Here is a 14,783-nt window from a genome sequence, read left to right as displayed (position 1 = left end):
TGCGGGCCGCGGCAGTCGGCACACGGTGTCGGCACACTGTGTCCGCGCACTGTGTCGCCGGCCTGCGCAAGAACTCCACCCGAATGCTAAAGCGCGCCTTCCGGCGCGGATGAGAATCGCGCCGCGACCGGCCCAGGGCCGCGTCGCCCGATCTCTCAACCGCAAAGGAGCGCAGCATGCATGCTAGCCGTATCACGAGCCAGGTCCCGCTGTTCCAGTCCGGCCCCGTACCCGACACCGTTCACGGCGCGCGCCGCGCCACAGGCGATGAATGCACCGGCAGCGCCGGCCCCCACCACGCAGGCCGCGAACTGGCGCTGGCGCTGCGGCGCCACGACGGCCCGGCGGTGCGCGAGTGGCTTCAGCGCGAACCGGCCGCCATCCGCTGGCGCGACGAGCAGGGCAACACACCGTTGCACACGGCGATCCAGTCGCGTTGCGAACCGGCGCTGATCAATACGCTGCTCGCCCATCGGGCCGATCCCGCCATCGCCAATTGCGACGGCGACACCTGCATGCACCTGGCGCTGGGTCTGCGTCCGACCATGCCCGCGGTGGTGCAGTCGTTGCTGGACCACGGGCGCTGGTACGGCGGCGGCATCGGGCTCGGCGCCCTCGGCAAGCCGAACCGGCACGGCAGGAGCGCGCTGGAGCTCGGCAAGGACGTGGGGGGCGCGCCGGCGCTCGGCCATGCGGCGATCCTGCCGGCGCTGGAAGACGCCCTGGTCGACTGGATGAATGGATTTCGGACCAGCGTGCTGTCAGGAATCGAGGCCGACGATGCGGCCGCCGTGCGGCACCTGGTGACCAACGCCGACTGGAGCCTCGACATGCCGATCAAGGACGGGCTGGACCTGTTGCAGCTGGCCTTGCGCAACAAGGCGCCGCGCGTGGCCTGCGCGCTGATCGACCTGGCGGCGGCGGTCGACAACCGCGCCGTGCTCGAACAAGCGGAGCCCGCCATGGGCATGACGCCGTTGATGACCGCGATAGCGCTCGGCGCGGACGCGCCGTTCGCGCGCTTGCTGCTCCATGGCGTTCCCGTCGATGCCCGGGGCCCACTAGGCATCACGGCGCTGCATCTGGCCGCCGCGTTGGGCCAGCTGCGTGCCGTGCAGCAGTTGGTGGCCTACGGCGCCGACCCGGATGTCCGCGACGATGCCGGCACCTCGCCGATGATGGTGGCGGCGTCGGACGGATACCTGGACATCGTCAAGAGCTTGCGCGATGCCGGCGGCAACATCAATGGCCGCGATACGCTGGGCCGCACGCCACTGATGTACGCGCATATGAGCGACCAGCCGCCGGGCTTCATCTTCAAGATCATCGTGGCGGGGGCGCGGACCGACATGGTGGACGGCAATGGCGCCACCGTCAGGGACTATCAGCTCGAAAGCAACATGCGTCGCGTGGCGAAGGGCGAGAGCGTTTGCACCATCCTTTGAGGCCGCGCGTCGCCGCGGTGCGCGGACGGCGCAGCCCCGGGGCCTTGGGGCCCTGGGGCCCCGGGGCAGCCCGTCAGGGCCGGCTGGCGTCGCGCGTCGAGTTGCGCTCGATCAGCTCGATCTTGTAGCCGTCCGGGTCTTCGACGAAGGCGATCACCGTGGTGCCGCCCTTCACGGGGCCCGCCTCGCGCGTGACCTTGCCGCCGGCCGCGCGGATGCGTTCGCAGGCGCCGGCGGCATCATCCGTTTCCAGCGCGATGTGGCCGTAGGCGGTGCCCATCTCGTACTTGTCGACGCCGTAGTTGTAGGTCAGTTCCAGCACCGCGGTTTCGCTCTCGGGGCCGTAGCCGACGAAGGCGAGCCGGTACTTGTATTCGGGATTGTCGCTCTCGCGCAGCAGTTGCATGCCGAGCACGCGGGTGTAGAAATCGATCGAGCGCTGCAGGTCGCCGACACGGAGCATGGTGTGGAGGAGTCGCATGATGAGCCTCTGTTGGGGTGTTCTATTGACGTCTTGTAGGGGTACTGCAGGGTGCCGCAGGGAGTGCGGCAAAGGCGTTAGTGTAGAACGGATCGGCGCAGCGATCCGGGGGGCGCCGCCGGTGCCGCCGCGTCAGAATGCCGGCAACGCTTCGGGCGGATGGCTGCGCAACTGCGCGCGGGCGTCGCGGAACTCGGGGAAGATCGACGCCACCGTGTCCCAGAAACGCGGGCTGTGGTTCATTTCCTTCAGATGCGCCAGCTCGTGCGCGGCCACATAGTCGATCACCGACAGCGGGAAATGCATCAGCCGCCAGCTCAGCCGGATCTTGCCGTCCGAGGTGCAGCTGCCCCAGCGCGTATTGGCCGAGCTCAGCGCGAAGGCGCGGTGGCGCACGCCGAGCTTTTCCGCATAGATATCGAGCCGTTCGGCCAGCAGCCGCTTGGCCTGGTGCTGCAGCCAGGCTTGCACGCGGTCCTTGATCTGTTGCTCGTCGGCCTGCTCGGGCAGCGCCAGATGCAGCACGCGAGCCTGCCCATCGAACAGCAGCGTACCGGTCGGCGAATCGAGCCGCAGCGTGATCGGCTTGCCGAGGAAGGGCAGCGTCGCGCCGTCGCGCCACTGCACCGCGGGCAGCACGCGCTGCGCATCGCGCTGCTGCCATTCGGCCAGCTTGCCGAAGATCCAGCGCTGCTTCTCGGCGATCGCCGCTTCGATGTCGGCGATGGTGACCCAGCGCGGCGCGGTGATCGACAGCCCGCGATCGTCGATGACGAAGCCGATGGTGCGCCGGGACGAACGCTTCAGCGTGTAGTGCAGCGGACGTTCGCCAAGCCGCAGCAGCCGGGCGTTGGGCTGCGGCGCCGGCCACGTTGCCGTGGCCGGGCCGGCCGACGTGGTGCCGTCCAGCGCGCTGGCCGCCGGCCGCGCGCCGGCCGTGCCGGCGCCGGAGTCCATCAGCGGCAGCTCCATCTGGCCATCCGCGGGTTCCGGGGCGCGGCGGGCCGGCTTCATGCAGGCTGCCCTCGCAGATAGCTCTCCGGATCGATGCGGCGCATGTCGCGCTCGATCCATTGCTCGACCTCCTGGTTCAGCAGGTCGGCGGTCTTGTGGGCCGACGACAGCGGCGGGCCGATCGAGATCGTGATGGTGCCGGGGTACTTCAGGAACGAGTTGCGCGGCCACAGGCGCCCGGAATTGACCGCGATCGGAATCACCGAGGCGCCGGTCTCGACCGCCAGCCGGGCTCCGCCGCTCTTGTAGCGCGGGTTTTCCATGCCGGCCGGGGTGCGCGTGCCTTCCGGGAACATGATGATCCAGGCCCCCTCGGCGAGCCGCTCGCGGCCCTGGCGCACGGCCGAGGCGAACGCCCGCGAACCGTCCTTGCGGTTGATATGGACCATCTTCAGCATGCCCAGCGCCCAGCCGAAGAACGGCACGAACAGCAGCTCGCGCTTGAAGACGAAACACAGCGGCTTGGGCATCGTCGCCACCAGCGCCACGGTTTCCCACGCCGACTGGTGCTTGGACAGCAGCACCACCGGCTTGTCGATCATGGCCTGCAGGTGCTCGCCGCCTTCGATGCGGTAGCGGATGCCGCAGATCAGCCGGGCGGCGCCGATCACCAGCTTTGGCCAGCCGCGCACGAAGCGGTAGCGCCGGTTGGCGCTCATGAAGGGGAAGGCCAGGAAGCAGGCGCAGGCATAGGGGGGCGTCAGTACCAGCAGGTACAACGCGAACAGCAGGGAGCGTAGAAAGATCATCGAGGGTTCGTCGAGTCAACCGGTGACGTGGCGCGGCCCGCAGTTGCCACAGGTGCCGCACCCGCATGCGATGCCGCCGCGGCGCCGTGCTTCGCGCCATCGCCTTCCAGCAGCCAGCGCGAGAACGCGCGCAGATCGTCGTGGACCAGCGTGCCGGGCGGCAGGCCACCCTTGGCCAGCGTGCCTTCGCCCTTGCCGGTGCGCACCAGGTGCGGCGTGCAGCCGAGGGCGACGCCGGCCTCCAGGTCGCGCAGCGAATCGCCGACGATCGGCACGCCGCGCAGCTCGATGCCGAAGCGCTGCGCCGCCTGCTGGATCAGGCCGGGTTTGGGTTTGCGGCAGTCGCACGCGTCCGCGGCGGTGTGCGGGCAGAAGAAGATCGCCTCGACGCGGCCGCCGAGGCGGGCCAGCGCCTTGTACATCTTCTCGTGCATCGCGTTCAGCGCGCTCATCTCGAACAGGCCGCGGCCGATGCCCGACTGGTTGCTGGCGACCACGACGCGGTAGCCGGCCTCGTTCAGCGCGGCGATCGCTTCCAGGCTGCCGGGGATCGGAATCCATTCGTCCGGCGTCTTGATGAACTGGTCGCTGTCGAGGTTGATGACCCCATCGCGGTCCAGGATCACGAATTTGGGCGGTGTCTGCGGCATGGCGGCGCTTCGGTAACGGGTACGGTCGGTGCGGCTTGTGCGGTGCGTCCGTGCAAGGCGGCGAGGGTCAGGCGGCCAGCTTCGAGATGTCCGCGACGCGGTTGGCCAGCGCATGCAGCGAGGCCAGCAGGGCGAGGCGGTTGGCGCGCAGCTGCGCGTCCTCGGCCATCACCATCACGCCGTCGAAGAAGCGGTCCACCGCGTCGCGCAGCCGGGCCAGGTCGCGCAACGCGGCGGTGAAGTCGCCGCGTGCGAACGCCGCCTCGACCTCCGGCCGCACGCTGTCGATGGCGGCATGCAGCGCGCCCTCCGCGTCTTCCTGGAACAGCGCCGGCGCGACCTCGCCGACGGCCTCGGTATTCTTGCGCAGGATATTGGTGATCCGCTTGTTGGCGGCCGCCAGCGCGTCCGCCTCGGGCAGCGCGGCGAAGGTGCGCACCGCTTCCATGCGGCCGAGGATGTCGTCGAGCCGCTGCGGGCGCAGGCTGACCACCGCCTCCACCTCGTTGGTGGTGTAGCCCTTGTCCTTCAGATAGCCGCGCAGACGGTCGTACAGGAAGTCGGTGATGTCCTCGCGCGCCGGCTTGACCGCCGGCACGCCGGCGAAGGCCTGCTCGGTCAGCGCCAGCAGCGCGTCGATGCCCAGCGGCAGCGGCGTCTCGACCAGCATGCGCAGGATGCCCAGCGCATGGCGGCGCAGCGCGAACGGGTCCTTCTCGCCGGTCGGCTGCAGGCCGATGCCCCAGATGCCGACCAGCGTCTCGAGCTTGTCGGCCAGCGCCACCGCGATGCTGACCGGGTTCGACGGCAGCGCATCGCCGGCAAAGCGCGGACGGTAGTGTTCGGAGCAGGCCAGCGCGACTTCCTCGGCTTCGTCGTCGTGGCGCGCGTAGTAAGTCCCCATCGTGCCCTGCAGTTCGGGGAATTCGCCGACCATGTCGGTCAGCAGGTCGGCCTTGGCCAGTTCCGCGCCGCGCATTGCGGCCGCCTTGTCGACCGGCACGCCGGCCGTGGCCAGCGCGTCGGCGATATGGCCGGCGATCTGCTGCAGCCGCTGCACGCGGTCCAGCTGGGTGCCGATCTTGTTGTGATAGACCACGTTGGCGAGCTGCGGCACGCGCGAGGCCAGCGTCTTCTTGCGGTCCTGGTCGAAGAAGAACTTGGCATCGGCCAGGCGCGGGCGCACCACGCGCTCGTTGCCGCCGATGATCGACTGCGGCGTGTCGGTGGCCAGGTTCGACACGATCAGGAAGCGGTTGCGCAGCTGGCCGTTGGCGTCGGTCAGCGCGAAGTACTTCTGGTTGGTCTGCATCGTCAGGATCAGGCATTCCTGCGGCACGGCGAGGAAGGCCTCCTCGAAATGGCAGGCATAGACCACCGGCCATTCGACCAGCGCGTTGACCTCGTCGAGCAGCGCTTCGGGCATGATCACGCGATCGGCGCCGGCGGCGGCCAGCAGCCCTTCGCGGATGCGCTCGCGCCGCTGCGCATAGCTGGCCAGCACCTTGCCCTGGTCCTCCAGCACGGCGGCGTAGCGCTCGGCGTGCGGGATGTCGATCTCGCCGGCGGACAGGAAGCGGTGGCCCAGCGTGCGTCGGCCCGCCGCCAGCCCCAGCGCCGAGACGGGCACGACCTTGTCGCCATGCAGCGCGATCAGCCGGTGGGCCGGGCGCACGAAGTTGACGGTGCTGCCGTCCGGGCGCTGGTAGCTCATCACCTTCGGGATCGGCAGCTTGCCGATGGTTTCGTCCAGCGCGGCCTGCAGGCCCTCGGCCAGCACCGCGCCGCGCGCGGTGTAGCGGTAGAACAGCGCCTCGGCCTTGCCGTCGGAGGCGCGCTCCAGCGTCTGCCAGTCGATCGCGTCGACGCCGACCGATTTGGCCAGCGCGGCCAGCTTCTTGGCCAGCGGCGCGGTCGGCTCGCCGGCCGCGTCGAGCGCCACCGACACCGGCAACACCTTCTCGCGCTGCTCGCGGTCCGGGGCGCTTTCGCGCACGCCGCTGATCCGCGCGGCCAGGCGGCGCGGCGTGGCGTACGGCGTCACCGTGCTGCCGTCATCGAGCAGGCCGCGTTCGGCGAGGCCGGCGAACAGGCCCTGGGCAAAGGCCTCGCCCAGGCGCGCCAGCGCCTTCGGCGGCAGCTCTTCGGTGAACAGTTCGATCAGCAGCGAATCGGTCAGGGGTTGCGACATGAATCGGTTCCAACGGGTTGTGGCGCACGCCGGCATCGGCGGCGCCGGAAAGGTTCAGCGGCGCTCAACAGCGCGGTTCGACGCCGGACAGCAGCCATAGCCCATGCTGCTGGCGAAACTGCAGCGTGGTCGAGCGGCAGGCGGACTGGGTGCTGCCGGCCAGCTTCTCGCTGTTGGCGGAGAAGCGCGCATACAGGCGGTGATGGCGGCGATCGTAGCGGATCTCGTCGATGCGGCCGCCGATCCAGAAGTCGATCCGCGGCGGCAGCTGCGAGGCCGAATGGTAGGTGCGCACCAGGCGCCGTTGCCGGCCGTTGCGGTGTACGGTCTCGACCCAGGTCAGCGGGTAGCGGATCGCGCTCTCGTAGGCGCGCAGCGGCACGCGCCGCCAGCCCAGGTCCCTGGACCCGGACAGGTCGCACGACATCGAGCGCACCAGCTGCGTCCACTGGTCGATCGCGTTGGCGCTCGGCTGCAGATGCTTGTTGATGGCCTGCTGCAGCGCCTGCGAATCGCCTTCGCAGACGTTGGCCTGCTCGGCCGATGGGTAGAGCACCTGCGAGGCCTGGGCATAGGCCGACGGCACGATGGCGTGCGCGCCGCCCGTGGCGGCCACCGCCAGCGCGCTGCACAGCGCACGGCGTGCCATCGAGTTCATGCGGCGGCCTCGATGGTGCCGGTGGGGGCCTCGGCGCCAGCCGGCGCGCACATCGGGAAGCCCAGCGCCTCCCGCGAATCGTAGTAGGCCTGCGCGACCAGCCGCGACAGATTGCGGATGCGGCCGATGTAGGCGGCGCGCTCGGTCACCGAGATCGCGCCGCGCGCGTCCAGCAGGTTGAAGGTGTGGGCGGCCTTGAGTACCTGTTCGTAGGCCGGCAGCGCCAGCTTGACGCTTGCCGCCTGTGCCGCGTTACCCTCGGCACCGACGCCCATCAGCCGCTTGGCCTCGCCCTCGTGCTCGGCGAAATGGCGGAACAGGATGTCGGTATTGCTCTGTTCGAAGTTGTAGGTCGACTGTTCGACCTCGTTCTGGTGGTAGACGTCCCCATAGGTCAGACGGCGCGTCTTGCCGTTCTCTTCCCACTCGGTCCAGACCAGGTCGTAGACGTTCTCGACGCCCTGCAGATACATCGCGAGGCGCTCGATGCCGTAGGTGATCTCGCCGGTGATCGGCTTGCAATCGATGCCGCCGACCTGCTGGAAGTAGGTGAACTGGGTCACCTCCATGCCGTTGAGCCAGACCTCCCAGCCCAGGCCCCAGGCGCCCAGCGTCGGGTTTTCCCAGTCGTCCTCGACGAAGCGGATGTCGTTCTGCTTCAGGTCCAGGCCCAGCGCCTCGAGCGAGCCCAGGTAGAGCTCGAGGATGTTCTCCGGCGCGGGCTTGAGCACGACCTGGTACTGGTAATAGTGCTGCAGCCGGTTCGGGTTCTCGCCATAGCGGCCGTCCTTCGGGCGGCGCGACGGTTGCACATAGGCGGCGCGCCACGGCTCGGGGCCGATCGCGCGCAGGAAGGTATGCACGTGCGAGGTACCGGCGCCAACCTCCAGATCGATGGGTTGCAACAGCGCGCATCCTTGCCGGTCCCAGTAGGACTGCAAGGTCAGGATCATTTGTTGGAAGGTCAGCATAACGAAGACGACGGATCGCGGAGTGTTGGCCCGGCGGCGGGCCACCGAAGCGGAAGCGGGCGGGGACGGCGGCCGGGCCGGCCGGTCCCGCCGTTGCCAAACCCAGAATTCTAGCGGTTTTTTGCCCGGCAGCCGCCGACGGGGAGGGGCAGGCAGCTGGACGAGGACCTCGGGTAAATCCCGAGGGATCTCAAGTTCCGCAAGGGCCTGCCGTTATCGATTTTTGTATACATTATTGAAAAGCTGTTCGACAGAGGCAGCGGGCGGCGCCGTGCAGGCAGCCGCCGGCGCCAACACCACGGGGACAAACATCATGTCGCTTCTCTCGCGCAAACCCTATCTGGTCGCCCTGGCGGTGATGGCAGCGGCTGCTGCGGTATCGATCGTCGCCAGCGTGATCCAGTAAGGCTCGGCCGCCCAGGCCGGCGAAACGCTCAGGCGCCGGCGCCGCGCCGGCGCGACGCCGCGCGCCAGGCCACCACCAGCAGCACCAGCAGGCAGCCGAGCACCGCCGGTACATTGCCGACCCGCACATAGGGCGTCAGCCCGCGCGTGCCCTGCACCCGCGCGCTCAGCGTGCCGGTGGTGAAGGTCGCCAGCCGCGCCGGCACGCTGCCGTCGGGTGCGACCACCGCCGTCATGCCGGTATTGGTCGAGCGCAGCATCGGCCGGCGCGTCTCGAGCGCGCGCATCCGGGAGATCTGCAGGTGCTGGTCCAGCGCGATGGTGTCGCCGAACCAGGCCAGATTGGTGACGTTGACCAGCACATTGGCCGGCTCCCGCTGGCCACGCAGCGTGCGCGCGATTTCCTCGCCGAACAGATCCTCGTAGCAGATATTGGGCGCGACCAGCACGCCGCGCACCGGCAGCGGCGCCTGCGCAAGCCCGCCGCGGCGGAAGTCCCCCAGCGGCATCTTCATCATGTCGACGAACCAGCGGAAGCCCCAGGGGATGAACTCGCCGAACGGCACCAGGTGGTGCTTGTCGTAGCGGTACAGCCCCTTCATCTCGGGGCCGATGCCGAACACGCTGTTGGTGAAGTCGACCGGGGAGTCGGTGCCGGCGGCGCCGAACAGCAGCGCGGTGCCGGTGCGGACGCTGAACTGCCGCAGCGCCAGCGCGATTTCCGGCGGCATGTCCTGCAGGATCAGCGGAAACGCGGTCTCCGGCGTGACCACCAGGTCGGCCGGGGCGGCGGTGATCATGTCGCGGTACAGCGCATTGGAGCGGGCGATGCCGGCGGCCTCGAACTTGATGTCCTGCGGCACGTTGCCCTGCAGCAGCCGCACCGACAGCGGCGCGCCGACCGGCTCGGTCCAGGCGCGGCCGGCCAGCAGCCAGCCCGCGCCGAGCAGCACCGCCAGGCCCAGCGGGACCGCGAGCGTTGCCGACAGCGCGGCGGGGCGACCGCCCGCCGGCATATCGGGCAATTTCGCCGATGCCGGCCGCGCGATGCGCGCCAGCGCGGCGAGCCAGGCCGCGCAGACCGCGGCCAACGCGCCGACCCCGTAGACGCCCAGCAGCGGCGCGTAGCCGGCCAGCGGCCCGTCGGTATGCGCATAGCCGCTGCCCAGCCACGGGAAACCGGTGAAGATCACGCCGCGCAGCCATTCGGTCAGGCCCCAGGCGGCACCGAACGCCAGCGGCGCGGCCACCAGGCCAAACCAGCCGGCGCAACTGCCCGAAGCGGCCGAAGCGAAGCGCCGCGGCGCGGTGGCGCGATGCCACGCGGCGGCCGCCAGCGCGGGATAGAGCGCCAGGTAGCCGGAGAACAGCAGCACCGCGAGCGCGGCCATCCAGGCCGGCATCTCGCCGTAGACATGCATGCTGATATAGAGCCACCAGATGCCGGACAGGAACCAGCCCAGCCCGAAGGCGTAGCCCAGCGCGGCGGCATCGCGCACGCGGCGGGTGTCGAACAGCAGTGCGGCCAGTCCCGCCAGCGCCAGCAGCTGCAGCCACCACCAGTCGCGCGGCGCGAAGGCCTGGGTATGGGCGACGCCAAGCACGCCGGCCAGCAGCAGGCGGCCCCAGCGCGCGGGGCGGCGGCGGGTGTCGGTCAGCGGTGTCTCGAGTTCGGCGGCGGCGCCGTTCCAGCCCTGCGCCAGCCGCTTCATGCGTTGGCCACGGCGTCGGTGACGGCGGCCGCTTCGCGCCGGACCAGCAGCAGATGCAGCTGGCGCGCGTCGGCGCGCAGCACCTCGAAGCGCAGCGGCGGCAGCGTGATGATTTCCCCGCGGTGCGGCACGTGGCCGACGTGGTTGGTCAGCAGGCCGCCGACCGTATCGACGTCGTCGTCGGGGAACTGGGTGCCGAAGGCCTCGTTGAACTGCTCGATCTCGGTCAGCCCGTGCACGCGCCAGCTGCCGTCGGGCAGCGGCACGATATTGTCGTCATCCTCGTCGAGATCGAATTCGTCCTCGATGTCGCCGACGATCTGTTCCAGCACGTCCTCGATCGTGACCAGCCCGGCGACACCGCCGTACTCGTCGACCACGATCGCGATGTGATTGCGGTTGTTGCGGAATTCGCGCAGCAGGATGTTCAGGCGCTTGGACTCGGGGATGAACACCGCGGGCCGCAGCATCTCGCGCAGGTCGAACTCGCTGTCGGTGTAGTAGCGCAGCAGGTCCTTGGCGAGCAGGATGCCGATGATGTTGTCGCGGCTGCCTTCGTAGACCGGGAAGCGCGAGTGCGCCGTCTCCTGCATGAAGGGAATGAAGGCTTCCGGCGCATCGGCGATATTGACCGCGTCCATCTGGGCGCGAGGCACCATGATGTCGCGCGCGGTCAATTCCGAGACCTGGAACACGCCTTCGATCATCGACAGCGACTCCGCGTCGATCAGATTGCGGGCGTGGGCATCCTGGAGGACTTCGAGCAATTCGGCCCGCGATTCGGGCTCGGGAGAAATCAGATCGCTCAGTCGTTCGAGCAGGGACCGGGGCCGGTCGACTGGTTTCGAACTAGGGTAAGGGTCGTTCATGGCGCAAGGTGCGCGTGGTGGATACCGGAGCAAGCATACACCAATTGTTTTTCGGTTCTGACCGCGGTGGCCGCGGGCCGGCGCCGCCTGGCCGGTCGAATGCGGCGCTGGCGCCGCACCTGACTGTTTTCTTCCCCGTCGCGCTTGCGGGGGACGGAGCGGGGGAGAGAGCCGGGGAGAGAGCCGGGGAGAGGGCAAGCGGGGCCGCCCGCCGATCCCCCTCGCTGATCGTTCAGTGCCCCAGACGCGGGCCGCGGTCGTCGCGGTACGGGTCGGCAAAGCCCAGCGCCAGCAGCGTTTCGGTCTCGATGGCCTCCATCTCCTCTGCCTCCGCGTCGTCCTCGTGCTCGTAGCCCTGCGCGTGCAGCGCGCCGTGCACCAGCAGATGCGCGTAATGGGCCTCGAGCGGCTTGCGCTGCTCGCGCGCCTCGCGCTCGACCACCGGGCAGCACAGCACGATGTCGGCGGTGACCGGGTCGTCCTCGTGCTCGGCATACGCGAAGGTCAGCACATTGGTCGCATAGTCCTTGCCGCGAAAGCCGCGGTTCAGCGCGCGGCCCTCGTCCTCGCCGACGAAGCGTACGGTCAGCTGGGCGTCGGCGAACAGCGCCGAGCGCAGCCACGTCTGCAGACGCGCGCGCGGCGGCAGGCCGCGCCGGCCGCGGATGCCGTCGCCGTACTGCACGTCCAGCGTCAGTTCGGGCGGCGTGGCCGGCGTGCCGGTGGTGGTCAGCTGCGGCGTGGCGGTGACCGCCACCGCCAGCGCATCGTGGCTGTCGGGCCGGGCCAGCAGGCCGGCGCGCTGGCGCGGGTCGCTGTGCTCGGCCAGCAGCGACACCACGCCGTCGGCGGCCTGCGACAGGTCCACGGTCAGGCTGCGGCCGTCGGGCAGCTGCACGCGCAGCGCGTGCGCGGCGCTCTTGCGGGCCCGGCCTTCGCCGTCGAACAGGATCAGGCTGGGGGCGGCGCTGGGAGCCATCTTCTTGCTGGTCAAATCAGGTGTCCTTGTGCTGGGCGTGGTATTCGTCGTAGGCCTCGACGATGCGCGCCACCAGCGGATGGCGCACTACGTCGATGCTGGTAAAGCGGGTCGCGGCGACGCCGCGCACGTCGCGCAGCACGTGCTGGGCTTCGATCAGGCCGCTCTTCTGGCCGCGCGGCAGGTCGATCTGCGTGGTGTCGCCGGTGATCACCGCCTTGGAGCCGAAGCCGATCCGGGTCAGGAACATCTTCATCTGCTCCGGCGTGGTGTTCTGGGCCTCGTCCAGGATGATGAAGGCGTGGTTCAGCGTGCGGCCCCGCATATAGGCGAGTGGCGCGATCTCGATCATCTGGCGCTCGAACATCTTCTGCGTGCGGTCGAAGCCGAGCAGGTCGTACAGCGCGTCATACAGCGGGCGCAGATACGGATCGACCTTCTGCGCCAGATCGCCCGGCAGAAAGCCCAGCCGCTCGCCGGCCTCGACCGCGGGACGCGTCAGCACGATGCGCTTGACCGCGTCGCGTTCGAGCGCATCGACCGCGCAGGCCACCGCCAGATAGGTCTTGCCGGTGCCTGCCGGGCCGATGCCCAGGGTCAGGTCGTGCGCGACGATATTGCGCAGGTAGTCGCGCTGCGCCGCGGTGCGGCCGACCAGGCCGGTGCGGCGCGTATGCAGCACCGGCGATTCGTCGTCGGCATCGCCCCCCGCGTCGTTGTCCGCGCCCGGCGGGCCGGCGACATGCGCGGCGTACTGGCGCGTTTCGATCAGGCCGAGCTGCACGTCGTCGATCGACAGCGGCGTGCGGGCCTGGTTGTAGAAGCGCTCCAGCGCGGCGGCGGCCTCGTTGGCGTTGGCGCCGCGCACCGTCATCTTGTGGCCGCGCCGCTGGATCGTGACGTCCAGCGCCTGTTCGACCTGGCGCAGGTTTTCGTCCAGCGGACCGCACAGGTTCTGCAGCCGGGCGTTGTCGTCCTTGGGCGCCACGAATTCGGCGGAAGGAATTTTCATCGGGAGAGCGCTCCGTTGTTGTTCGTCGTCGGCCGTCGGCGGGCGCGCGGCGTGCCGGGGGTCCCGCTTAACCGCGCACCAGGATCTCGCCGCGCAGCGAATGCGGGAAGGCCTCGGTGATCGTGACCTCGACCATCTGGCCGATCAGCCGGTCGCGGCTCGCCTGCGGCACGCCGGGCAGCGCGAAATTGACCACGCGGTTGTTCTCGGTGCGGCCGTGCAGCTCGTTCGGGTCCTTGCGCGCCGGGCCTTCGACCAGGATGCGCTGCACCGTGCCGACCATGCCGCGGCTGATGCGCTGCACGTTCTCCTCGATGGTCGCCTGCAGCCTTTGCAGCCGGCGCAGCTTGACCTCGTGCGGCGTGTCGTCGTGCAGGTTGGCCGCGGGCGTGCCGGGGCGCGGGCTGAAGATGAACGAGAACGAGGTGTCGTAGCCGATCTCCTCGACCATCGCCATCAGCTTGTCGAAGTCGGCGTCGGTCTCGCCGGGAAAGCCGACGATGAAGTCCGACGACATCGACATGGTCGGCCGGATCGCGCGCAGCTTGCGGATGATGCTCTTGTATTCGAGCACGCTGTAGCCGCGCTTCATCGCCATCAGGATGCGGTCCGAGGCGTGCTGCACCGGCAGGTGCAGATGGTCGACCAGCTTGGGCACGCGCGCGTAGATGTCGATCAGCCGCGCGGTGAATTCCTTCGGATGGCTGGTGGTATAGCGGATCCGCTCGATGCCCGGGATCTCCGCCACATACTCGATCAGCAGCGCGAAATCGGCGATCTCGCTGGTGTCGCCCATGCGGCCGCGGTAGGCGTTGACGTTCTGGCCCAGCAGCGTGACCTCGCGCACGCCCTGGTCGGCCAGGCCCGCGATCTCGGCCAGCACGTCGTCGAACGGGCGCGAGACCTCCTCGCCGCGGGTGTAGGGCACCACGCAGTAGCTGCAGTACTTCGAGCAGCCTTCCATGATCGAGACGAAGGCGCTCGGGCCTTCGACGCGCGCGGGCGGCAGATGGTCGAACTTCTCGATCTCGGGGAACGAGATGTCGACCTGCGATTGGCCGCTCTGGCGGCGGCGCGCGATCATGTCGGGCAACCGGTGCAGCGTCTGCGGGCCGAACACGACGTCGACATACGGCGCGCGCGAGACGATGGCCGCGCCTTCCTGGCTGGCCACGCAGCCGCCGACGCCGATCACCAGGTCGGGTTTGGCGGCCTTCAGCGCCTTCATCCGCCCCAGTTCCGAGAACACCTTCTCCTGCGCCTTCTCGCGGACCGAGCAGGTATTGAACAGGATCACGTCGGCGTCTTCGGGATTGTCGGTCTTCTCCAGGCCCTGGCTGGCGTGCAGTACGTCGACCATCTTGTCGGAGTCGTACTCGTTCATCTGGCAGCCGTAGGTCTTGACGAAGACCTTCTTGACGGGCGTGGCGGGGGCGGCCGCAGGCTGGGTGGCCTCGGCGGCTTGGGGACGTGGATTCATGGTGCCGATCTCAGTGGTTGACCTGGGGGCATCGGATGCTTCAGGGGGCGGAACATGGCCTGCCGCGGGGGCCGGCGCCGGGCGCGCGGGCGGGCGGGGGCAGGGCAGGCGGGACAGCCCGCTATTCTACCCGCTCGGCTCATGGGGCGTCCGGTGCGAATGCGCCG

General features: G+C 69.4%; 13 protein-coding genes. 1 reads left to right on the top strand and 12 read right to left on the bottom strand.

Annotation, left to right across the window (positions count from 1 at the left end):
- The first annotated feature begins 176 nt into the window (after positions 1 to 176).
- Positions 177 to 1,445: an ankyrin repeat domain-containing protein gene (locus FOB47_RS21490; protein WP_174782078.1), complete on the top strand. Its 1,269-nt coding sequence runs from the start codon at positions 177 to 179 to the stop codon at positions 1,443 to 1,445.
- A gap of 73 nt (positions 1,446 to 1,518) precedes the next feature.
- Here FOB47_RS21490 and gloA read toward each other — a convergent pair whose 3' ends face one another.
- From gloA to miaB, 12 genes are all read right to left on the bottom strand, one after another.
- A complete protein-coding gene (gloA, locus tag FOB47_RS21485; RefSeq protein WP_006576854.1) occupies positions 1,519 to 1,926 on the bottom strand; it encodes a lactoylglutathione lyase in 408 nt (135 codons plus the stop codon).
- A 132-nt stretch (positions 1,927 to 2,058) separates the two neighbouring features.
- On the bottom strand, positions 2,059 to 2,940 hold the full coding sequence (locus FOB47_RS21480) for a M48 family metallopeptidase (protein ID WP_226994762.1): 882 nt from the start codon (positions 2,938 to 2,940) through the stop codon (positions 2,059 to 2,061).
- Entirely contained in the window at positions 2,937 to 3,689 is a 753-nt protein-coding gene (locus tag FOB47_RS21475) for a lysophospholipid acyltransferase family protein (protein ID WP_053822377.1), read from the bottom strand. Before FOB47_RS21475 ends, FOB47_RS21480 begins: the two co-directional genes overlap by 4 nt.
- On the bottom strand, positions 3,686 to 4,339 hold the full coding sequence (gene gmhB, locus FOB47_RS21470) for a D-glycero-beta-D-manno-heptose 1,7-bisphosphate 7-phosphatase (RefSeq protein WP_174782077.1): 654 nt from the start codon (positions 4,337 to 4,339) through the stop codon (positions 3,686 to 3,688). The genes FOB47_RS21475 and gmhB overlap by 4 nt, the downstream gene beginning before the upstream one ends.
- A 67-nt stretch (positions 4,340 to 4,406) precedes the next feature.
- Positions 4,407 to 6,530, bottom strand: a complete 2,124-nt coding sequence (gene glyS / locus FOB47_RS21465; protein ID WP_053822376.1) for a glycine--tRNA ligase subunit beta — start codon at positions 6,528 to 6,530, stop codon at positions 4,407 to 4,409.
- Positions 6,531 to 6,594: 64 nt separating this feature from the next.
- A complete protein-coding gene (locus FOB47_RS21460; protein WP_174782076.1) occupies positions 6,595 to 7,188 on the bottom strand; it encodes a hypothetical protein in 594 nt (197 codons plus the stop codon).
- Positions 7,185 to 8,159, bottom strand: a complete 975-nt coding sequence (gene glyQ / locus FOB47_RS21455) for a glycine--tRNA ligase subunit alpha (protein WP_174782075.1) — start codon at positions 8,157 to 8,159, stop codon at positions 7,185 to 7,187. Before glyQ ends, FOB47_RS21460 begins: the two co-directional genes overlap by 4 nt.
- A 434-nt stretch (positions 8,160 to 8,593) precedes the next feature.
- Positions 8,594 to 10,276: an apolipoprotein N-acyltransferase gene (lnt, locus tag FOB47_RS21450; protein ID WP_174782074.1), complete on the bottom strand. Its 1,683-nt coding sequence runs from the start codon at positions 10,274 to 10,276 to the stop codon at positions 8,594 to 8,596.
- Positions 10,273 to 11,145: an HlyC/CorC family transporter gene (locus tag FOB47_RS21445; protein ID WP_174782073.1), complete on the bottom strand. Its 873-nt coding sequence runs from the start codon at positions 11,143 to 11,145 to the stop codon at positions 10,273 to 10,275. Before FOB47_RS21445 ends, lnt begins: the two co-directional genes overlap by 4 nt.
- Positions 11,146 to 11,377: 232 nt before the next feature.
- Positions 11,378 to 12,124, bottom strand: coding sequence for an rRNA maturation RNase YbeY (gene ybeY, locus FOB47_RS21440; protein ID WP_053823186.1), 747 nt, complete (start codon positions 12,122 to 12,124; stop codon positions 11,378 to 11,380).
- Positions 12,125 to 12,140: 16 nt separating this feature from the next.
- The gene (locus FOB47_RS21435; protein ID WP_053822372.1) at positions 12,141 to 13,136 is read right to left on the bottom strand and encodes a PhoH family protein; all 996 of its coding nucleotides are present in this window, start codon (positions 13,134 to 13,136) and stop codon (positions 12,141 to 12,143) included.
- A 67-nt stretch (positions 13,137 to 13,203) separates the two neighbouring features.
- A complete protein-coding gene (gene miaB, locus FOB47_RS21430; protein ID WP_174782072.1) occupies positions 13,204 to 14,616 on the bottom strand; it encodes a tRNA (N6-isopentenyl adenosine(37)-C2)-methylthiotransferase MiaB in 1,413 nt (470 codons plus the stop codon).
- Positions 14,617 to 14,783 lie beyond the last annotated feature (167 nt).

It is taken from the genome of Cupriavidus gilardii (assembly GCF_013347325.1).
Classification (GTDB): domain Bacteria; phylum Pseudomonadota; class Gammaproteobacteria; order Burkholderiales; family Burkholderiaceae; genus Cupriavidus; species Cupriavidus gilardii.
The sequence above is the reverse complement of the archived record's forward strand: the minus strand, read 5'-3'. Positions and strand labels throughout refer to the sequence as shown.